The following is a 19,086-nucleotide window of genomic DNA, read 5'->3' on the forward strand; positions in this document are numbered from 1 at the left end:
ACGGCGATGTGCCGCTGACCTGCGCAAACGTGATGGTGGGCGTTGGCGGTCGACGGGCTCCGACGACTCTGCTGCCACGTTCTTGCCACGCACGCGTGCGGCTGATCGGGCGTCACTACCCTGTTCGTCATGCCCGTGCCCAAAGTCGTCGACTCCCTACGTGGGTGGGTCGGGTTCAAGTCTCTCCAGACGCGCTGGGCGATCAAGAGCCGCTGGCGGCGAGTGCGCGGTCACCACGGCGCGTTCGAGCACGGCGAGGTCAGTATTCGTGCAGTGCAGCTGACCGAGCTGTGGGAGCGCACGTGGCCCAGGGCCGAACCGCTCGGCTACGTGCTGCGAGTCGAATACGCCGATCAGTGGGTCCGGTTCCATAGCCTTCCCGAGTCGAAGCGATACGCCGAGAACGAGGTGGAGTACGACGAGATCCTCCGGCGGCATCGCACCGTCCTGCGAGAGCTCCAAGGCTCCGCCGGCACCGCCGACTTGTGCGTAATCGCTGCGGACTGGGGTTGGCGGGATTCGGCCGCAGGCTGGTCAAGGCGAAAGGTGTCCGGCGCGTGGCCATGGCGCATTGGCCAAGCGGACGACGACCCAGACACCGGACGCAACTACTTCTGGGCGGCGTCAGGACTGTCTGACGCCGAGGTCGACTCTCTTCTGCTGGCGGCGGCAGACGACCAAGGCCGCTTCGTCATCGGCGCTCCCAATCTCGAATGGCTCTACTGCCCTTACGACGGTGGCGCCGACGTTGTACTTCCAAGTGCGGTCGCGCGCGACGGCCTCAAGGCCCGTCATGCCGGCTGGTTGTCTTCGTACCCAGGCGGTCTCTGAAGCTGACAATGCGGCTATGCACCAGCCGCGATGCGCTGCACGAACTCGTTGACCCAGGCCACGGCGGCACCCACGTCAGGCAGTACGTCTATGTCCTCGATCGCGGCCTCATACAGCGTGTCCCAACCGGCACCAGTCTCGATGGTCGGCGGCCATAGCTGCTGGCGCCGGTACGCGAAGAGCCGGACGCACGTGGCCTTGACCTGCGCGAGGTCGAGGTCTTCGCCCTTGTCGAGCAGCTGAAGGTCGACGAGGTCGCGCGATCGCTCGCTGCCAGGGTCCGAGACCGCATGCAGCTTCTGGGCGACCTGGTGATCGGCCCGCATCACCGGCACCGGCTTGGGCACTTCGAGGCCAACCTCGGTGAAGAGCTGGGCCAAGCCGTCCGCGAGCTGGTACTCCGGTTCCTCCGCATCGCCGATCTCGTTGTGTCCGAGCTCGAACTTCACGGTGCACCAAGGTCGGCCGCGGTAGTCAAGCTTCACGTTGAACGGCTGCATGACGTACGCCGTTGGCACGCCGGTAGGCCGCGGTGCAGCCCTCTCGATTAGCCTGCCGGTGAAGCCCGCCCATCCGGCAGCCAGCGAGTCCTCGAAGTCGCTGCGGAACCGAGCCAGCGGCTGCACGCGAGCCGCGTCGAGATCCTGGGTGAACCGAGTGCCGCGGCCGTAGCGAAGCGCCATCGCGCTGCCGCCCTTGATGGCTCCCTCGGGAAGCATTTGGCCGACCACGACGAGCGCCATGCCGACGCGTCGCCGAACGGCGAGTTCCTCGCTGCTCTCGAGGTTGCGGATGCGCTGCTCCAACGACCGGACGCTGTTCGGCACATCGGCGTAGCTCACGATCGAAGTTCCTTCCTGACCCGCTGCCACTCCTTGGTGGTCATCAGACCTTCCTTTCGCGCTTCCTCAGCAGCATCCATCAGCCGGCTCCGCTCGATGCGCCCGCGGCATTCGAGGATCGCGTCCGCAACACGTTGCGACCTCAGGCCTTCATACAGCGTGGTGGTGACATCGTCCTTCACCCGCGTCAGGTCGATGAACGGCGGCAGCTTCGGCCGCGTGCGCTTCCGAACGGCGACCCTGATCCGTCGAGGGTTCACATCGGCGAGCCCGAACAAGGCGAGCACCGAGTCTCCATGGAGGTACGACCCCTCACCCGCGCGTAGTAGCGCCTCGGCGAACTGATCGAACGCGCTGGTAGGAGCATCCGGCACTCGATAGAGCCCATAGGCGACGTTGTTCAGACCGCCACGAGCAGCAAGCTTGGGAAGCTCGACGGCGGGAACCCCGGCCTCGGCCGCCTGCTTGGTCGTGACGTAGCCGTACTGATCGAGCGCGATCTCGCGCACGATGTCCCGGTACTTCACCTCAGCGGCCATGTCACAACTATACCGAAAACGGTAGTGTTGTGACAGAGTCAGCTTAGCTCTTGAGCAGCAAGTAGTCCGTTCCGCAGTCGGGACAAGTCGAGCGGTCGATGGTCGACTCGCCATCCAGTCGGAGATCGCTAACGGTCATTGATCCCATCCCTCCGGCAGTGCGAGGGCTTCTTTCACGTATCTCCGGTAGGCCGACGTCTCCCACGTGCGGGTGATGTCATTCCAATCACCGATCTTCGACGACTGAAGCTGGGCCTTGAGGTCGCCGCGGCGGCCCATGTAGAGGACGAACGTGAACACCTCGCGCTCGGTAGTGACGAGCACACCGAACTCCTGATCGCCGTCGTCCGGGAAGAACTGGGCAAGGACCACCGTCTCGACATCGACGCCGCACTCAGGCAGCAGATCCCTGATGCGCGCAAAGAGCGGATCGCCGCTGCGCCTGAGCATCCGAGTGAGATGGGCGGCCTGCGACTCGGCGCCGCGAGCTGGTTGACCGTCGTTCTCCCATCCGTGCTCGACGTACGTTTTGTGATCCCACTCCTGGTCGGTCGTATAGACACCCCAACCCTGGTGCTCGTAGTAGGCCGTCATCGCGTCGAAGTGGCTCGCCGCCTCGACCGTCCAGACGAGCCTCGCCGACGAGGAGAGCAATGCGCGCGCATCGGCACCGCGCAGACCGCTCAGACAGAACGTGTATCGGCCTTCGTCCTCAGGGTCGTCCCAGAGTTCATGCAGCAGCACAGTCGGACGCTACTCGTCGTCCGGAGCGCCGACGTATTGATCAACGTCGAGATGGCAGCCAAGCTGCGCCATCAGCTCCACCGTTTCGTGCGAGAAGGCCAGCGCGGGTGTTGGAACGTCGGCCCACGGTTCGTCGGCCTCGATGTTGATGTCGCCGATCATGTAGATGTCGAATCAGTAGTACCAGGGGTACGGCGACCAGTCCGGGTCGCGCTTCTCGAGGAACTGGTCGCGACCCTCCTGGGCCTCCTCGGTCATGTACGCGAGCCGGGTGGTCTCGCCCGCGAAGAGCTGCTGGCCGACCAGGCCGTCGTCGATCAGGTTGAACGAGTACTTCAGCATCCGCTGCGCGGTCGGGCTCTTGCCGTTGATGATCCGGCCCCACTCCAGGCCGGTCTTCTCCAGCTCGGCGTGCGGGACGGCGCGGTTGACGGTGCCCATCCGGACGCCCTCGTCGGCGGAGTACTCCTGGCCCAGGAAGAAGATCTCGCGGGCGATCTTCTGACCCACCTGGCGCGCGAGGTACGCCGACCCGAAGCCGCCGTCGAACGAACCCACGTCGGCGTCGGTCTGCTTGAACCGGCCGTGCTCGGCGCTCGCCAGGGTGAGGTCGCTGACCACGTGCAGCGAGTGCCCCCCGCCGGCCGCCCAGCCGTTGACCAGGCTGATCACGACCTTTGGCATGAACCGGATCAGCCGCTGGCACTCGAGGATGTGCAGCCGGGCCATCTTGGCCTGGTCGATCGGGTTGGGGGGCGCGCCCGCGTCGCTCCCGGTTCGCGCCTCCGTCCCGGCGGTCTCGTACTGGTAGCCGGCCTTGCCGCGGATCCGCTGGTCGCCGCCGGTGCAGAACGCGTGCTTCCCGTTCTTGGTGCTCGGCCCGTTGCCGGTCAGCAGCACGCAGCCGACGTCACCCGACGTACGGGCGTGCTCCAGGGTGCGCAGCAGCTCGTCGACCGTGTGCGGTCGGAAGGCGTTGAGCACGTCCGGGCGGTCGAAAGCGATCCGGACCGTGCCGTGCTCCTTGGCGCGGTGGTAGGTGAGATCGGTCAGATCCTCGAAGCCGGGGACCTCGTCCCAGTCGGCCGGGTCGAAGATGTCGCTGACGCCGTCAAGAGCACTCATGCCGCTGAGGCTATCGGTGCTGCTCTCTGGAATCTTCGCCGGCAGCGTGCTGTTGTGAGCGGTATGACTCTTCAAGGAACGTACGTCCCCAGCAAGGCGGGCTGGGTCCGCGATCAGGTCGCCGCCTTCGAGGCCTCCAACGGCGCCGAGGCGAACACGTTGCAGGGCGGCCCGCACCCGATCGTGGTGATCACCTCGGTCGGCGCGAAGTCCGGCAACCTGCGCAAGAACCCGGTGATGCGGGTCGAGCGCGACGGCAAGTACGTCGCGATCGCCTCGAAGGGCGGAGCCGACGACCAGCCCGAGTGGTACTACAACTTCGTCGCCCACCCCGAGGTCGACCTCCAGGACGGTCCGGTCAAGAAGACCTACAGCGTCCGCGTCCTCACCGGCGACGAGCGCGCCGACTGGTGGCAGCACGCGGTCGACACCTGGTCGACCTACGCGTCGTACCAGAAGAAGACCGAGCGCGAGATCCCGGTCTTCCTGCTCGAACCGACGAGCTGACGGTCTAAGCGTTGCGGCGGAGGGAAGCCGCCATGGCCACGAGATGAGCGAGCCTTGCGATCTCGGAGTCGAGGAACTCGGGACCGCCGCGACGGCCGACCACCACGAGCTCGTCGGCGCTGAGCGGTGACGCCGCGACGACCAGCTCGGACCACTCCGCCACGTCGATGACCTGAGCCTTCTCGAGGTTCTCCGGCCAGCGGACCCCGCTCGGCACCTCGGTCGGCGCGGAGACGGTCCCGTGCACGATCGCGGCTCCGTCGCCGGTGCGGGTCATGTGCAGGCCCCAGTCGACCCGGAAGACGTCCGGCACCGCGTTGACCAGCTTCTCGATCGCGACCGTCGGGTCCTGGGTCATCGCCTCGACGGCCTCCAGGTCCATGAAGAGGTTGCCGCCGGCGGCGTACCGGGAGATCCAGAGCACCTTCACCCCGTCGAGCGCGGTGCACGCCGAGACGATGCTGTCCGGCATGATCCCGTCGGCCGCGATGAACACGTCGTCGATGGCGATGCCGCCGACCGGATCCTTCGCGACGATCTCGAGGGCCTCGATGTTCGCCCCCGCGTCACCGATGGCACTCGCCAGCCGCCCCAGGGAACCAGGGACGTCGGGAAGTTCGACGCGCAGCAGGTACGACATGGCTTCGACCCTAGCCAACGACGGTTTCGCCCGGGTTTCGTCTCAGTCCCGCGCCCCGGGAGCGTCTAGTCTCGGTCGGTGACGACGTTGCTGTGGTTTCGCCGCGATCTGCGCCTGGCCGACCACCCGGCGCTCGCTGCGGCGGCCGAGGCAGGCCCCGTCCTCGGCCTCTTCGTGGTCGATCCGCGGCTCTGGGAGTCCGCAGGGCCGGTACGCCGGGCCTGGATCGCCGCCTCGGTGCTCGCTCTCGACGCAGAGACCGGCGGCAACCTGGTGATCCGGTACGGCGACCCGGCGGCCGTCGTCCCGGCCACCGCGCGGGAGGCGGGTGCCGACTCGGTCCACCTGACCCGGGAGACGACGCCGTACGGACTCGCCCGCGACCGCCGGGTCGCCGCGGCCCTCGACGCCGCCGGGGTCGGACGGGTCGGCCTCGGGACGCCGTACGCGGTCGATCCGGGGACGGTGCGCACGCTGAAGGGCGAGCCGTACCAGGTCTTCACCCCGTTCTCCCGGGCCTGGCGCGGGACCGGGTGGGACCAGCCGACGGCGGCACCGGACGTCGCCTGGGTGTCGGCCGACGCGGATCCGGCCGCCGCCGCGCTGCTCGCCCGGGCGATCGAGGAGTCACCGATCGTGCTGCCCGCCGCCGGCAGCGCCGCGGCCCTGGCCCGCTGGCGGGAGTTCCGGGACGCCGATCTCGCCGACTACGACACCGCCCGGGACCTGCCGGCCGAGGACGCCACCTCCCGGCTGTCGCCGTACCTCAAGGTCGGCGCGATCCACCCGAGGACGCTGCTCGCCGACCTCGGCCCGGGCTCCCCCGGGACGGACCGCTTCAGCACCGAGCTCGCCTGGCGGGACTTCTACGCCGACGTGCTCTGGCACCGCCCGGACTCCGCCTGGGCCGACCTGCGACCGCTGGCGATCGACTACGACGATGCCCCGGACGCCGTCCTAGCGTGGCGGGAGGGACGGACCGGCTACCCGATCGTGGACGCCGGGATGCGGCAGCTGCGTCACCAGGGCTGGATGCACAACCGGGTCCGGATGATCACCGGCAGCTTCCTCGCCAAGGACCTGCACACCTGGTGGCCGGTCGGCGCGCGGCACTTCCTCGACTGCCTCGTCGACGGCGACCTCGCGTCGAACTGCCACGGCTGGCAGTGGGTCGCGGGCACCGGCACCGACGCGTCGCCGTACTTCCGGGTCTTCAACCCGGTGACCCAGGGCAGGAAGTTCGACCCGGACGGCGACTACGTCCGGCGGTGGGTCCCCGAGCTCGCCCACCTGCCCGGCGCCGCCGCGCACGAGCCGTGGAAGCACCCGACCGGCTACGAGGGCGACTACCCGAGGCGGATCGTCGACCACGACCAGGAGCGCCGCACCGCGCTGGACCGGTACGCCGCCCGCGGCTAGCCGGCGACCTTCGGGAAGCGGGCCACCAGGTCCTTGGTGCTGCTCCCGCCCGGACCGCCGGGGTCGGCGTACTCGTAGCGGACGATCAGCGACAGACCGGCGCCGACCGGAGTCTTGATGCCGCCGATCAGGCCAGTGTAGATCGCTGCGCTCGCCGGCGCGATCTCGTCGTCGCCCTTGTTGACCCGTGCGGCGGCAGCGCAGTCGCGGGCCTTCCGCTGCGGCGTGATCGCGATCGCCTTGGACGCCTTGGTGAAGGTGAGTCCCGGGCTGACCGCTCCGGCCGCGGTCACGTTCGCGCCGAACTCGAGACGGGGCACCTGGGCCGGCGCGGCGCCCTCGTTGTCGATCCGCACCGTGAAGCGCAGGTTGGTCCGCCCCGCCCTCGGGGCCGGCACGCAGCCGTCGTTCGAACCGACGTTGACCGGCTCGTTGATCGGGGTGATCGTGAGCCGGTAGGAGTCACCGGCCGCCGTCTTCCAGGTGTTGCCGACCGTGGTCAGCGCGGCCCCGACCGGCGTCTGCCCGTCGTCGGCGGCATCCTCGCCCCCGAGGACGAGCCGCAGCAGCAGGGCCGCACCGGCCACCGCGACGACCGCGACGAGCACCCGGACAGGCGTGCCCGGCAGGCGCGCGGGGGCGCGTCTGCGGGCGTGCTTGTGCTTGCTCGACACGGTCATCTAGGGCGCAATTCCGGTCAGGTTCCAGGGAGGTGAGGGCGACGCTACGCGGTTGCGGGGACGCCCCACCAGGAATCCGGAGAATGGCCTAGAGGGCTCAGAAGCCCAGGTCGCGGCCGATGAGCTCCTTCATGATCTCGTTCGAGCCGGCCCAGATCTTGGTGACCCGAGCGTCCCGCCAGGCGCGAGCGACCCGGTACTCGTTCATGTAGCCGTAGCCGCCGTGGACCTGGACGCAGTGGTCGATGACCTCGTTCTGCACCTGCGAGGTCCAGTACTTCGCCTTGGCCGCGTCGGTCGCGGTGAGCTTGCCCTTGGTGTGCGCGAGCACGCACTGGTCGAGCCAGGCCTCGGTGACCTCGATCTTGGTGACCTGCTCGGCCAGCAGGAACTTGTTCCACTGGAAGTTGCCGATCGACTGGCCGAACGCCTTGCGGTCGTGGGCGTACTGGACTGTCTCGGCCAGGATCTGCTTGGCGTGCGCGACGTTCGCGATGGCGCAGTTGAGGCGCTCCTGCGGCAGGAACTGCATCATCGAGATGAAGCCGGTGTCGAGCGGGCCGATCAGGTCGTCGTTGCTGACCCGGACGTTGGTGAAGGCGAGCTCCGCGGTGTCCGACTCGGGCTGGCCGACCTTGTCGAGCTTGCGGCCGAGGGAGAAGCCCTCCTTGGTGGTGTCGACGCCGAACAGCGAGATGCCCTTCGCCTTCTTCTCCGGCGCGGTGCGTGCCGCGACCACGACCAGGTCGGCGCTGAAGCCGTTCGTGATGAAGGTCTTCGAGCCGTTGATCACCCAGTCGTCGCCGTCGCGGACCGCGGTGGTCTTCAGGTTGGCCAGGTCGGAGCCCACGCTGGGCTCGGTCATCCCGATCGCGCCGAGGATCTCGCCGGCGGCGTAGCCCGGGAGCCAGCGCTTGCGCTGCTCGTCGTTGGTCAGGTGCACCAGGTACGGCGCCACGATGTCGGCGTGGATGCCGACGCAGGAGGCGAGCGCCATGTTGACCTTGGCCATCTCCTCGGTGAGGACTGCGTTGAACCGGTAGTCACCGGCCTCCGCGCCGCCGAACTCCTCGGGGATCTCCAGGCCGAGGAAGCCCTGCTTGCCGGCGCCGAGCCAGAAGTCCCGCGGAAGGGCGTGCGCCTCGGCGTGCTCCTCGACGTTCGGGACCACCTCGCGGTCGAGGAACTCCTTCACGGAGGAACGGAAGGCTTCGTGGTCATCGTCGTAGATCGTGCGCTCCATGCGCGCCATCGTAGTTCCGCCGACTACTCGTGAGTACGTGCCCTCGCTCACAGCAGCGCTAACGTCGGTGTTGTGCGCAGGTACCTGGCTCTCGTCGCGGTCGCCGCCGTCCTGGCCGGGTGCGGCGCCACCGGGTCACCCGCCACCGAGCCGCCGGCCACCGTGCCGCCGGTCACGACCACGAGCGCGACCACGAGCGCGCCGGTCCCGTCGGCGCCCGCGACGACGTCCACCACCCCGGCTCCCGGGACCCGGCCGCCGCCGTGGCTCGGCACCCGGGTGCTGCCGGTGACGGAGGCAGGCTTCGGCGTGCAGCGCCCGACCCCGCGGGCGCTCCGGGAACGGCGCTTCACCCTGCCGGACACGATGCCCGAGCTGCCCGGCACCGGCTTCGCCTCGAGGATCGCCGACCCGGCACCGGCCGCGGTGATCGCCCGCTCCACCTGGGCTCCCGGGTGCCCGGTCGCGGCCACCGACCTCGCCTGGATCCGGCTGACCTTCTGGGGCTTCGACGACCGGCGTCACACCGGCGAGCTCCTCGTGAACAGCGCTGCCGCCACCGACCTCGTCGCGGTCTTCCGGTCCCTGTACGACGACCGCTTCCCGATCGAGCAGATGCGGATCACCACGAAGGCGGAGCAGACCGCGCCGCCGACCGGGGACGGCAACGACACCGGCTCGTTCAACTGCCGCCCGGTGCGCGGCGCGACGACGTACAGCCAGCACGCCTACGGGCTGGCCGTCGACGTCAACCCGTTCCAGAACCCTTATCAGAAGGGCAGTCTGGTGCTTCCCGAGCTGGCCGGCTCCTACACCGACCGGACCTGGAAGCGTCCCGGGATGATCCTGCCCGACGGCCCGGTCGTGCGCGCGTTCACCGCGATCGGCTGGACCTGGGGCGGCACCTGGCGATCACTGAAGGACCTGCAGCACTTCTCCCGGTCCGGCGGCTGAGTCCGGCGGCTGACGTGGGTCAGCTCGACCCGCCGAGCCGTTCCGCGAGACCCGAGGCGCGCTGCACCTGGCGGCCGATCGCCGCGCGCAGGGCGGCCTCGGTGCCGACGATCGTGACCTTCTCCTTGGCCCGGGTGACCGCGGTGTAGAACAGCTCGCGGGTCAGCAGCGCGGAATCCTCCGGCGGCAGCACCACGGTGACCGCCCGCGCCTCGGATCCCTGGCTCTTGTGCACCGTCATCGCGTAGACGGTCTCGATGCCGCTGAGCCGGGTCGGGGCGAACAGCTTGACCTCGGTCCCGGTCCGGACCACCACCCGGAGCCGGCCGTCGGGCATCCGCGCCACGACGCCGATGTCCCCGTTGGAGACCCCGAGCCCGCGGTCGTTGGCGGTCACCAGGATCGGGCGTCCCGGGTACCACTCGTCGAGGTGGGCCACGTCCGCGCGCTCGGCGAGCAGGTGCTCGACCTGACGGTTCCAGCTGCTCACCCCGAACGGGCCCTCGCGGTGGGCGCACAGCAGCCGGTGCTCGTCGAGCAGGTCGGTCAGCGGGACCCGGTCCTCCGGGTCGGCGAAGGCCAGCGCCCGGCGAGTGACCGCGTACGCCGCGTCGGTCACCTCGGCCCGGACCCCGGCCAGCTGCTCCTGGTCGGCGGGATCGACGAGCCGGACCGCGTCGGTCCCCGAGGTGAGCAGGTCGAAGGCGAGGTCGGCGTCCCCCTGGCGCAGGGCGTCGGCGAGCGCGTCGAGCTCCGCACCGGCGGCCCCGGCCTTGGTCCGGTGGGTCTGGGTCAGCCGGAGCACCGGCGAGTCGGCCGACCCCGCGAACCCGTTCACCAGGTCGGCGAGCACGGCGCCGGCCTCGACGGACGCGAGCTGATCGGCATCGCCGACCAGGATCAGCCGAGTGGTCGGCCGGACCGCCTCGAGGAGGCGGGCCATCTGGGAGAGCGAGACCATCGAGACCTCGTCGACCACCACGACGTCGTACGAGAGCGGGTTCTCGCGATGGTGCCGGAACCGGGTGCCGCTGTCCGGTCGCCAGCCGAGCAACCGGTGCAGGGTGCTGGCCCGCAGGTCGGCGAGCCGGGCCCGGTCGACCGGGTCGAGACCGGCCGCCTCGCGCGCGACCGACTCCTGCAACCGGGCGGCCGCCTTGCCGGTGGGCGCGGCCAGCGCGATCCGGGGCGCCCGGTCAGCGTCGAGCTCGAGCTGCTCGGCGATCAGCGCCACCATTCGGGCCACCGACGCGGTCTTCCCGGTGCCGGGTCCGCCGGTCAGCACGGTGGTCCAGCGCCGCGCCGCCGCGAGCGCCGCGTCGCGCTGCTGGTCCCAGCCGTCGGGGAAGAGCCGCGGAACCGCCGCAGCGAGCACCGCCTCGTCCACCTCGGGGGCGCGCCGCGCCAGCCGGGCCAGCAGGTCGTCGCAGACCTGGCGCTCCTCGCGCCAGTGGCGATCGAGGTAGAGCAGGTCGCCCTCGTGCCGCAGGACCCCGCGCGCGGTCAGCGGACTGGCCGCGACCGCGTCCCGCCAGCCGGCCGGGTCGGGCCAGGTCACCTCGTCGAGCAGCTCCAGCGGCTGGTCGGGGGCCGCGCTCAGGTCGACGCAGACGGCACCGAGCCGGGCCGCCCGGACCGCGAGGGCCACCGCGAGCAGGACCGTCTCGTCGGCCTCGTCCCCGAGTGCGCCGAGCCGGACGGCGACGTGCACGTCGGACGCCTCGAGCACCCCGGCACGGTTGAACACGCCCAGCAGGCTCGGAGCCCGCTGCGCGATCCGCCGGGCGTACGGGTCGGGGCCGGCCGCCGCGACCTCGGGTATCGGGCTCATCGGTCCGCCTCCCCGTCGAGGATCGCGGAGAGTGCCAGCACCAGGGCCACCGGCGGCCGCCACGAGAAGACACCGCACGGCACGCCGTCGACCTCGGGAGTCTCGGCGCCGACCATGCCGCGGACGTAGAGGTAGAGCACGCCGCCGAGGTGCGTCTCCGGGTCGTAGTCCGGCTGCCGCCAGCGCAGGTAGCGGTGCAGGACCACCGAGTACAGCAACGACTGCAGCGGGTAGTGCGAGTGCAGCATCGACGCCGTCACCTTGTCCGGCGCGTAGTCCCAGGCCGACTGCGGCCGGCCGGGCTCGCCGAGCGTGTTGGTCTTGTAGTCGACCACGACGTAGCGCGGGCCGACCGATCCGGGGACCCGCAGCACCACGTCGATCGAGCCGCTCAGGTAGCCGCGCAGTACCTGGTCGCCGAGCCCCGGAGCCTCCAGCTTGTCGGCGTACGGGCGGATCGGGTCGTCCTCGGGGAGGTGCCTCCGCAACGCGTCGGCGAACGCCGCCAGCGGGAGCCCGCGGTCCGGTCCGGCGTCCAGGTCCCCACCGGCCATCGGGATCTCGAAGTCCAGCTCGCAGAGCCGGTCCGCCGTACCGATCCGGGTCAGCGTCAGGTTGTCGGCCAGCGGTCCGAGCGACGTGTGCTGCATCGGCAGCAGCGCATCGGCCAGCTCCTCGCTGGTCGACGGCACCGACCACCACCGTCGCTCGACCTCCACCTTCGCAAGCAGCTCGGCGCGCAGGTCGGCGGCCTGCGGATCGGTGTGCTCCAGGACCGCGTGCACCAGGGAGCCGAAGGTGGCGCTCCCGGCCATCGCGTTCATCGGGGAGAGCAGTCCGGGATCGAACCCGGCATCGGCGTCCTCGGTGACCTCCGGGACCTCCACCGGCTCGTCCTCGTCGACGGTCCCCTGCGCCTCCGGCTCGCTCTGCGGTGCCGGCCCGGCGAGCTCCTCGGCCCGGATCAGCCCGCTGTACGACGTCCGCCGCCACTCGACGTCCACGTCCCGGTCGAAGGTGCGCTCGGACAATGCCGCTGGCGGGTCCGCGAGCTCGACCGTGCTGTCGCCGACGCGGCTCGCCTCGACCCGGAACGCGCCCAGGCCGGCCCAGCGGCCGAGGACCGCGTCGGCCTCGTCGTCGTCCTGGCCGAAGGCGGCGCGGTCGGGGACGATCGCGTCTCCGGGGCCGCGGCCGAAGATCAGCCGGGTCAGGGCGCCGTTCGGGCCGTTGTAGGTCGGCGCCCACCACGCCACCACCTGGGCGCGGGCGCGCGTCAGCGCCACGTAGGCGAGCCGCAGCTCCTCCTGGGCCTCCTCGGAGCGGGCAGCAGCCTTGGCCCGCGGGCTGTCCGCGAGGTCGAGGCAGGGCACGTCGCCCTCGTGGTAGGCGTGCACGGTCGGCCAGTCCCGGATCGGACGGTCGAAGAGCTGCGGCAGGTAGACGACCGGGTACTCCAGGCCCTTCGAGCCGTGGATGGTCACGAACTGGACCGCCTTGGCGTCCACGTCGAGCCGGCGCCGGCGCGCGTCGTTGCGGTTGCCCTCGGACACCGCCTCGCGCAGCCAGACCAGCAGGCCGCTGATCCCGAGGCGGTGCTCCTGGGCGGCTGCGTGCAGCAGCTGGCCGACGTGGTTGAGGTCGGTGAGGACCCGTTCGCCGCCCTGCTGGCCGAGCACCCGGGGAGCCAGGCCGGCGGCGTGCGCGGCGCTCGTGACCGCCGCGACGCCCCGGGATCGGAGCAGGTCGAGCCAGCTCCGGATCCGCTCGGCCAGCTCGTCGGTGCGGTCGTCGCCGTCCACGAGAAGCCCCTCGGGCGTGTCCGGGAAGAAGGGCGTCAGCGCCGCGGCCCGGATCCGGCCCGGGAGCTGCGGCTTCTCCATCGCCTCCAGCAGCCGGAGCCAGTGCTGCGCGGCCGCGCTGCTCATCACGCTCTCGGCGGAGTTGATCACCGACGGGATGCCGCGCTTCGCCAGCTCCGCCTGGATCCTCGGGGCGTCGTCCTTGACCGAGTGCAGCAGCACCGCGATGTCGCCGGGGTCCAGCCGCCGGCCGTCCAGGGTGACGCCCTCGGCCAGCTGCCGGGCGATGTCGGCAGCCAGGTCGGCGGCGATGTGGTCGCGGACCTTGCCGATGTTGATGGTCCCGGACTTGGTCAGCGCGAACCCGTCGCGGCGTACCTGGCGCAGCCGGACCCCGCCGCCGACCGAGAGCGAGGACCGGGTCCGCTTCGCGGCCACCTCGTGCACCCGGATCCGCTCGTCGCCGAGCTCGGCTCCGCGGGTGAGCGCCTGGAGGGCGTCGACGACCGCGGCGTCGCTGCGGTAGTTGGTGCCGAGGGTCTGCACGGTCGCGTCCCGGACGGCACGCAGGTAGGTCGGGGTGTCACCGCCGCGGAACGCGTAGATCGCCTGCTTGGGGTCGCCGATCAGCACCAGCCGGGTCCCCGTGCTGAAGGCGTGCCGCAGCACGTCCCACTGGACCGGGTCGGTGTCCTGGAACTCGTCGACCAGGACGACGTCCCAGCGCGCCCGCATCCGCTCGGCGGCCGGGGGTGTCGGCTCGTCCTCGGTCGGGGCCACCGCCTTCGCCAGCCGGGTCAGCATGTCGTCGAAGGTGAAGACCCCGGCGCGGCGCTTGCGGAGCTCGATCTCGCCGCGCACCTCCTCGGCGAACGCAACCAGTGCCTTCGCCTCGGGGTCCTCGCGGTCGATCGGGCGCAGGACGGAATGACTGCTCTCGACCGCGCGGCGGGCGGCGTTGCGCGCGGTCCGGTAGTCGACCGGCGGGTCGACCGGCTCGTTGGCGTAGAGCGCGAGGAAGCGATCGTCGACCACCTCGTCGCGCAGCTCGGTGAGGTCGTCGCGAAGGGTCTCGGTGGCGTCCAGCGAACCGGCGACGCCGAGCGAGCGCAGGACCGCGTGGCAGAACTCGTGGGTGGTCGCGATCGTGGCCGCGTCGTAGTTGGCGATCGCGTCGAGGAGTCGGCGCCGGCGTACGGCGACCTCGTCGTCGGACAGGTCGCTGCCATCGGCGGCCCGGGTCAGGACCGCGATGTCGCGCTCACCGGAGACACGTGCCCGCGCCGGGTCGGCGAGCGCCTCGGCCGCGTGCACGAACCGCTCCCGCACCCGGTCCCGCAGCTCCTGGGTCGCGGCGCGGCTGAAGGTGATCACCAGCATCCGGTCGAGCGGGGCGATGTCCTCGGCGACGAACCGGGTCGCCAGCGCGGCGACGGCGTACGTCTTGCCGGTGCCGGCACTCGCCTCCAGCACCGTCGTCCCGATGCCCGGCAACGGACCTGCCAGGTCGAAGGTCGGCCAGGAGGCGACCGTGTCGTCGCTCATTCGACCTCCGCCGTCAGGGCGTGCTTCCACACGCGGTCGGCGAGCTCGTCGAAGAGCGGTCTGCCGGACGTCCCGGGTTCGGCGGTGACCTCGTCCCAGCTCGGGCGGTGTCCCCACGCGGTGGACATCTCGATGCCGGCGTTGTCCTTGCGCCACTGGTCGCCCAGCTCGCGCTGCACCATCCAGCCCGGCCGGCTCGAGGTGGCCGAGCGGGCCGCCAGCCGCGAGGTCTCGGCGGCGTACGGAAGCACCCGCTGCAGCGCCAGGTCGTAGAACGCCACCAGGTCGGCGAGCACCGCGGCCGGCTCCACGACCACCCCGTACGTCGCCCGCACCGGATCGTCGCCGGCGGCGGAGCGCCCGATCATCCGCGCCACCCAGTCGCCCCGCACGGACGCCGAGAGGGCGACCAGGCTGATCCAGGTGTCGAGCCGGTGGCGGGCACCCAGGCGGGAGAAGGTGGCCCGCACCAGCCGGGAGTCGTAGAGGTCCGGAACGGTGCCGAGCAGGCGGCGGCCGTCGCCGAGGTCGACGTCCACGTCGTACGCCTTCGCCGCGATGCCCTGGGTCGACGCGGCGAACATCTCGGTGATCGGCGCGGCCGCGGCGGCGAGCTGCGCGGTCTGGCGCCACCCGAACCGGCCCGGCGGCATCGTGCCGCGTCGCCACTCGGCCTGCATCGCGTCGGCGGGGTCGCGACCGGCGATCATCTCGGCGAGCATCCGGTCGCCCACCTGCCAGCGCGCCAGGCCGCCGAGCTCGACCGGGAGCGAGTCGCTGACCTCGTCCTCCTCGCGCGGGAGGTCCACCCCCAGCCGGAAGCGCAGGAACCCGCGCACCGGGTTGCCGATTACGCTGATCAGCTCGGCCAGATCGATGTCGGCGGCCGGAGCCGGTGCAGCAACCACCGAGGCCAGCGCGGCCACCGGGGTCCGGGTGCCGGCTGCCGAGCGGGCTGCCCGCGCGGCGTCCGGGTCGAAGGAGAAGGCCGGGCCGTTCGCGGCGTCCAGGTACTCCGGGTGGAAGGCCTGCGACCGGTGTCGGCGCACCTCGAACGCCGGGCTGGTCGGCTCGACCACGTCGAGGAACTCGCGCAACGGCACCGACGGCGGCCGTTCCAGCCCCGAGGACTCGCTGAACCCGGTGTAGGTGATCACCAGGGTGTCGGTCGCCGCCATGATCGCGTCCAGGAACAGCTGCCGGTCCTGGCTGCGCACGTCGCGCTCGCCGACCCGCGGCAACCGGGCGAGGACGTCGTCGCCGTCCAGCGAGCCGCCGCGGGGGAAGACGCCGTCGTCGAGGCCGAGCAGGCAGACGACCCGGTGCGGGACCGAGCGCATCGGCGTCATCGTGCAGACGGTCAACGTCCCGGTCCGGAAGTTGGCCCGGGTCGGCCGGCCGGCGAGCTGGGAGCCGAGCAGCGCCCGGATGTCGGCGAGCCGGAGAGAGAGACGGTCCCCGGCGGCCACCCCCAGTCCGGCCAGCTCGCGACGGACCTGGGCGACCTGCCACTCGTCGTCGCGCGGCACCTGGGCGAGCTGCTCGACGCCGCCCGCGAGAACGTCCATCCAGTGCGTGACGTCGTGCTCTCCGCCGAGCTCCGCGGTCAGCGCGGCGAGCCGGTCGATCGCCTCGGCGAACCTGCCGGCCAGGCTGATGTCGGTGGTGGAGACGTCGTCGAGCGGCAGCGTCGGTCCCAGCCACAGGCCCGAGTCGTCGGAGAGCGCGACCCCGGTGAGGATCCGGTCCAGGCCGAAGCGCCAGGTGTTCTGGGGAAAGTCCGCGAGCCCGTAGCGCTGCCGGCCCTCGACGTCCCAGGCCCAGCGGATCCCCGACTCGGCGACCCAGGAGGTCATCGTCTCCAGGTCGGACTCGCTGAACCCGAACCGCCGGCGTACCGGCTCGGCGGCGAGCAGGTCGAGCACCCGGCTCGCCTCGGCCCGCCCGTCGGCCAGGTCGACCAGCTGGGAGAGCACCGCGAGCAGCGGGTTGGTCTGCTGGGCCGAGCGGTCGGCGAGCATCACCCGGAGCTGGTGCCCGGGGTGGCTGCCGGCGACGGCGTCACCGAGCCCGAAGGCGCCGCTGATCAACGGCGCGTACTCGTCGATGTCCGGGCACATCACCAGGATGTCCCGGGGCTCCAGGGTCGGGTCCTCGGCGAGCAGGCCGAGGATGACCTCGCGCAGCACCTCGACCTGGCGTGCGGGTCCGTGGCAGGCGTGCACCTGGACCGAGGCGTCCTGGTGCTCGCACGGCGTCGGGGCCCGGTCGGCGGCGATGTCGCCCTGGAGGTGGCCGAGCACCGTCGCGGGTCTCGGGAGGACCGGCGGTGCCGGCGCCTCCACCGCTCCGGCGGTGAGCAGCGCCGACTCGGTCTCCCGGATGTCGCGGCCCATCGCGGCGAGGAGCGGGTGACCCACCTGGAGGTGGCTGTCGTCGTCCCGCCGCCAGCCGGTGAGCGGCTGCGACCGGAGCGCCTCCCAGAGCGGCGCCGACGGGTGCGGCAGCCAGAGGTGCACCTCGCGGTCGGTGCCGAGCGCCGCGAGCAGCTCCGCCTCGGTGGAGCTGAGGCGGGTGTGGCCGAAGAGGGAGATCCGGGCGGGCAGGTCCAGGGTCAGCCGTCGCGCCCGCAGGTCGGCGACCACCTCGGCGTGCCGGACGACCGGGCTGGGCAGGTCGATCGCGGCGACGCTCCGGCGCCAGAGCTCAGGCTGCCAGGCGAGGTCGTCGGGGAGGTCACCGCCGCCACCGTCCCCGCATCCCCCGGCCTCCCAGTCGGCGAGCATCGCCGGGCGCTGGACGGCGTACGACGCGAACAACCGGGCCAGCCGCCGCGCGACCGCGAGCCGCCGGCCGCGGCGCAGGTCGCCTTCTTCCCCGGGGACGTCGTGACCGAGGTGCTCGGCCAGCACCTTCGCCCAGGGCTCGCCGAGGGCGTCGTCGATGACCCGGAGCAGCGGCCACATCAGCGCCTCCGGCGACCACGGATCCTCGTCCCGGGTGCCGAGCACTTCCGCGATCAGCGACCCCGGCGACCGGAAGTCCACGCCGGCGCAGACCCCGTCGCCGCGCCCGCCGCCGTTCCCCACGCGGTGCGAGAGGCGCTGGGAGAGCCAACGCTCGACGCCCCGCGCCGGGACGATGACGAGCTCCCGCGCGAACGGGTCCGGAAGGGGGGTGCGCAGCAGGTCGGCGAGCCCCTCCGCCAGGAGGTCGGCCCGCTCGGCCCGATGCACCAGGAACGTCACGCGGTCACCCTAGAGGGCCCGCCCGACACGGCCGTCTCAGGCGAAGGGGTTGGGTGTGGCTCCGGGCAATTGCTGCAGCAGCTGCTGCGCCTGGCCGAGCACCTTGTGCTCGACGAGCACCTCGTACCGGGTCGCGACGACTGCGGTGACCGAGGAGAAGTCGCGCTGCCCCCGGGTCGCCATGAAGCCGAGCAGCGACCAGACGGTGCCGAACGCCGCCCCGAGCAGCGCGGTGGACAGCACCATCGCGAGCGCGTTCCCGTCCTTGCCGAAGAACGAGAAGATCAGACCGACGAAGAGGCCGAGCCAGAGACCGGAGAGCGCGCCCATGCCGGCCACCCGGGCGTTCGTGAGCCGGCCGGTGATCCGCTCGACCTGCTTGAGCTCGGTGCCGACGATCATGCAGTTCTGCACCGGGAACTCGTGGTCGGACAGGTAGTCGACCGCCTTCTGGGCGTCCTTGTACTCGGTGTAGACGGCCAGCGACTGCGGGAAGTCGAGGGTGAGGAGCTTCGTGGTCCGGGGCTGCTGTGCAGGTGCCATGAGCCCATTGTGCTCCCCGACCGGTGGTCCGCGCCCGATCCGGCTGGATGAGGACGCTCTCATCCGACGCTCACGACTGCCTCACCTGCGACCGTCAGAGTCCTCTCGTAGACGTCCTCGGGCCTTCCGGCCACGGGACCACGACGAGAGGAACGACCATGAAGAAGTCCCTGTTGACCGCCCCGCTGCTCGGCATGGCCGGGTTGCTGGCCGTCGGCGTGCTGGCGATCCAGAGCCCGAGCTCGGCCGACAACGCGAACAAGCGCGACGAGGACAGCCCGGAGCTGGTCCTCGTCGCCGACGACGACGATGACGACACCAACGACCGGCTGGCCGACACCCGCAGCCGCGACACCCGCAACACCGGGGTCTCGCGCAGCACCCGCGACCACACCCGGAGCAACTTCACCAAGGTCAGCCGCGACCGGGACCTCTCCCGCAGCGACAAGACCCGGGACTGGACCCGGGACGGCGGGGACCGGACCCGTGACCGGTCGGCGAACCTGACCAACGACCGCAGCCGCAACGACACCCGCCGCTGATCCTCGGCGCCACCGGGGTGCGGTCCGCACGGACCGCACCCCCGACCGGAC

The 19,086-nt window shown here is 71.3% G+C and carries 17 protein-coding genes; 5 read left to right on the forward strand and 12 right to left on the reverse strand.

The window, feature by feature from the left end; all coding sequences use genetic code 11:
- Positions 1-129 precede the first annotated feature (129 nt).
- Positions 130-831 (forward strand): DUF3885 domain-containing protein, encoded by a 702-nt coding sequence (locus EFK50_RS19945; protein ID WP_123229340.1) that lies wholly within the window; start codon positions 130-132, stop codon positions 829-831.
- 14 nt (positions 832-845) lie between these two features.
- On the opposite strand, the gene EFK50_RS19950 is transcribed toward EFK50_RS19945, so the two are convergent.
- The 5 genes from EFK50_RS19950 to EFK50_RS19965 form a co-directional block, all read right to left on the reverse strand.
- Complete coding sequence (locus EFK50_RS19950) at positions 846-1,673, reverse strand: nucleotidyl transferase AbiEii/AbiGii toxin family protein (RefSeq protein WP_221177490.1); 828 nt, start codon at positions 1,671-1,673, stop codon at positions 846-848.
- Positions 1,670-2,212: a hypothetical protein gene (locus tag EFK50_RS19955; RefSeq protein WP_123229341.1), complete on the reverse strand. Its 543-nt coding sequence runs from the start codon at positions 2,210-2,212 to the stop codon at positions 1,670-1,672. Before EFK50_RS19955 ends, EFK50_RS19950 begins: the two co-directional genes overlap by 4 nt.
- A gap of 135 nt (positions 2,213-2,347) precedes the next feature.
- Positions 2,348-2,956 (reverse strand): hypothetical protein, encoded by a 609-nt coding sequence (locus tag EFK50_RS22560; RefSeq protein WP_221177491.1) that lies wholly within the window; start codon positions 2,954-2,956, stop codon positions 2,348-2,350.
- 9 nt (positions 2,957-2,965) lie between these two features.
- On the reverse strand, positions 2,966-3,118 hold the full coding sequence (locus tag EFK50_RS22380; protein WP_183407935.1) for a hypothetical protein: 153 nt from the start codon (positions 3,116-3,118) through the stop codon (positions 2,966-2,968).
- Between the two features lie 12 nt (positions 3,119-3,130).
- Positions 3,131-4,081 carry a 1,4-dihydroxy-2-naphthoyl-CoA synthase gene (locus tag EFK50_RS19965; RefSeq protein ID WP_123229342.1) on the reverse strand — a complete coding sequence of 317 codons (951 nt, stop codon included), beginning with the start codon at positions 4,079-4,081 and terminating at the stop codon, positions 3,131-3,133.
- A gap of 63 nt (positions 4,082-4,144) precedes the next feature.
- On the opposite strand from EFK50_RS19965, the gene EFK50_RS19970 reads away from it, so the two are divergent.
- Complete coding sequence (locus EFK50_RS19970) at positions 4,145-4,588, forward strand: nitroreductase family deazaflavin-dependent oxidoreductase (RefSeq protein ID WP_123229343.1); 444 nt, start codon at positions 4,145-4,147, stop codon at positions 4,586-4,588.
- A gap of 4 nt (positions 4,589-4,592) precedes the next feature.
- On the opposite strand, the gene EFK50_RS19975 is transcribed toward EFK50_RS19970, so the two are convergent.
- Entirely contained in the window at positions 4,593-5,228 is a 636-nt protein-coding gene (locus tag EFK50_RS19975; protein ID WP_123229344.1) for an ACT domain-containing protein, read from the reverse strand.
- A gap of 78 nt (positions 5,229-5,306) precedes the next feature.
- Here EFK50_RS19975 and EFK50_RS19980 point away from each other — a divergent pair, with 78 nt between their 5' ends.
- Complete coding sequence (locus tag EFK50_RS19980; protein ID WP_123229345.1) at positions 5,307-6,647, forward strand: cryptochrome/photolyase family protein; 1,341 nt, start codon at positions 5,307-5,309, stop codon at positions 6,645-6,647.
- On the opposite strand, the gene EFK50_RS19985 is transcribed toward EFK50_RS19980, so the two are convergent.
- Positions 6,644-7,327 carry a hypothetical protein gene (locus tag EFK50_RS19985; RefSeq protein ID WP_123229346.1) on the reverse strand — a complete coding sequence of 228 codons (684 nt, stop codon included), beginning with the start codon at positions 7,325-7,327 and terminating at the stop codon, positions 6,644-6,646. The two genes, EFK50_RS19980 and EFK50_RS19985, sit on opposite strands and share 4 nt — an antisense overlap.
- Positions 7,328-7,424: 97 nt before the next feature.
- Positions 7,425-8,570, reverse strand: coding sequence for an acyl-CoA dehydrogenase family protein (locus EFK50_RS19990; RefSeq protein WP_123229347.1), 1,146 nt, complete (start codon positions 8,568-8,570; stop codon positions 7,425-7,427).
- A 72-nt stretch (positions 8,571-8,642) separates the two neighbouring features.
- On the opposite strand from EFK50_RS19990, the gene EFK50_RS19995 reads away from it, so the two are divergent.
- A complete protein-coding gene (locus EFK50_RS19995) occupies positions 8,643-9,524 on the forward strand; it encodes a M15 family metallopeptidase (RefSeq protein ID WP_123229348.1) in 882 nt (293 codons plus the stop codon).
- 19 nt (positions 9,525-9,543) lie between these two features.
- Here the strand turns inward: EFK50_RS19995 and recD are convergent, their stop codons facing one another.
- From recD to EFK50_RS20015, 4 genes are read right to left on the reverse strand one after another with little or no spacing between them, the layout of a single operon-like run.
- Positions 9,544-11,355 carry an exodeoxyribonuclease V subunit alpha gene (recD, locus tag EFK50_RS20000; RefSeq protein ID WP_123229349.1) on the reverse strand — a complete coding sequence of 604 codons (1,812 nt, stop codon included), beginning with the start codon at positions 11,353-11,355 and terminating at the stop codon, positions 9,544-9,546.
- Entirely contained in the window at positions 11,352-14,702 is a 3,351-nt protein-coding gene (locus tag EFK50_RS20005; RefSeq protein WP_123229350.1) for a UvrD-helicase domain-containing protein, read from the reverse strand. Before EFK50_RS20005 ends, recD begins: the two co-directional genes overlap by 4 nt.
- Complete coding sequence (recC, locus tag EFK50_RS20010; RefSeq protein WP_123229351.1) at positions 14,699-17,950, reverse strand: exodeoxyribonuclease V subunit gamma; 3,252 nt, start codon at positions 17,948-17,950, stop codon at positions 14,699-14,701. Before recC ends, EFK50_RS20005 begins: the two co-directional genes overlap by 4 nt.
- A gap of 36 nt (positions 17,951-17,986) precedes the next feature.
- The gene (locus EFK50_RS20015) at positions 17,987-18,493 is read right to left on the reverse strand and encodes a YflT domain-containing protein (RefSeq protein ID WP_123229352.1); all 507 of its coding nucleotides are present in this window, start codon (positions 18,491-18,493) and stop codon (positions 17,987-17,989) included.
- A 158-nt stretch (positions 18,494-18,651) separates the two neighbouring features.
- On the opposite strand from EFK50_RS20015, the gene EFK50_RS20020 reads away from it, so the two are divergent.
- Positions 18,652-19,035: a hypothetical protein gene (locus EFK50_RS20020; protein WP_123229353.1), complete on the forward strand. Its 384-nt coding sequence runs from the start codon at positions 18,652-18,654 to the stop codon at positions 19,033-19,035.
- The last annotated feature ends 51 nt before the right edge of the window (positions 19,036-19,086 follow it).

Source organism: Nocardioides marmoriginsengisoli (assembly GCF_003725695.1).
Classification (GTDB): Bacteria; Actinomycetota; Actinomycetes; order Propionibacteriales; family Nocardioidaceae; genus Marmoricola; species Marmoricola marmoriginsengisoli.

What these genes read in the sequence shown, in the direction of transcription:
- EFK50_RS19945 (WP_123229340.1), top strand. Translation starts at nt 130, where the DNA reads ATGCCCGTGCCCAAAGTCGTCGACTCCCTACGTGGGTGGGTCGGGTTC.
- EFK50_RS19955 (WP_123229341.1), bottom strand. Translation starts at nt 2,212, where the DNA reads ATGGCCGCTGAGGTGAAGTACCGGGACATCGTGCGCGAGATCGCGCTC.
- EFK50_RS22380 (WP_183407935.1), bottom strand. Translation starts at nt 3,118, where the DNA reads ATGATCGGCGACATCAACATCGAGGCCGACGAACCGTGGGCCGACGTT.
- EFK50_RS19965 (WP_123229342.1), bottom strand. Translation starts at nt 4,081, where the DNA reads ATGAGTGCTCTTGACGGCGTCAGCGACATCTTCGACCCGGCCGACTGG.
- EFK50_RS19970 (WP_123229343.1), top strand. Translation starts at nt 4,145, where the DNA reads ATGACTCTTCAAGGAACGTACGTCCCCAGCAAGGCGGGCTGGGTCCGC.
- EFK50_RS19975 (WP_123229344.1), bottom strand. Translation starts at nt 5,228, where the DNA reads ATGTCGTACCTGCTGCGCGTCGAACTTCCCGACGTCCCTGGTTCCCTG.
- EFK50_RS19985 (WP_123229346.1), bottom strand. Translation starts at nt 7,327, where the DNA reads ATGACCGTGTCGAGCAAGCACAAGCACGCCCGCAGACGCGCCCCCGCG.
- EFK50_RS19990 (WP_123229347.1), bottom strand. Translation starts at nt 8,570, where the DNA reads ATGGAGCGCACGATCTACGACGATGACCACGAAGCCTTCCGTTCCTCC.
- recD (WP_123229349.1), bottom strand. Translation starts at nt 11,355, where the DNA reads ATGAGCCCGATACCCGAGGTCGCGGCGGCCGGCCCCGACCCGTACGCC.
- EFK50_RS20005 (WP_123229350.1), bottom strand. Translation starts at nt 14,702, where the DNA reads ATGAGCGACGACACGGTCGCCTCCTGGCCGACCTTCGACCTGGCAGGT.
- EFK50_RS20015 (WP_123229352.1), bottom strand. Translation starts at nt 18,493, where the DNA reads ATGGCACCTGCACAGCAGCCCCGGACCACGAAGCTCCTCACCCTCGAC.
- EFK50_RS20020 (WP_123229353.1), top strand. Translation starts at nt 18,652, where the DNA reads ATGAAGAAGTCCCTGTTGACCGCCCCGCTGCTCGGCATGGCCGGGTTG.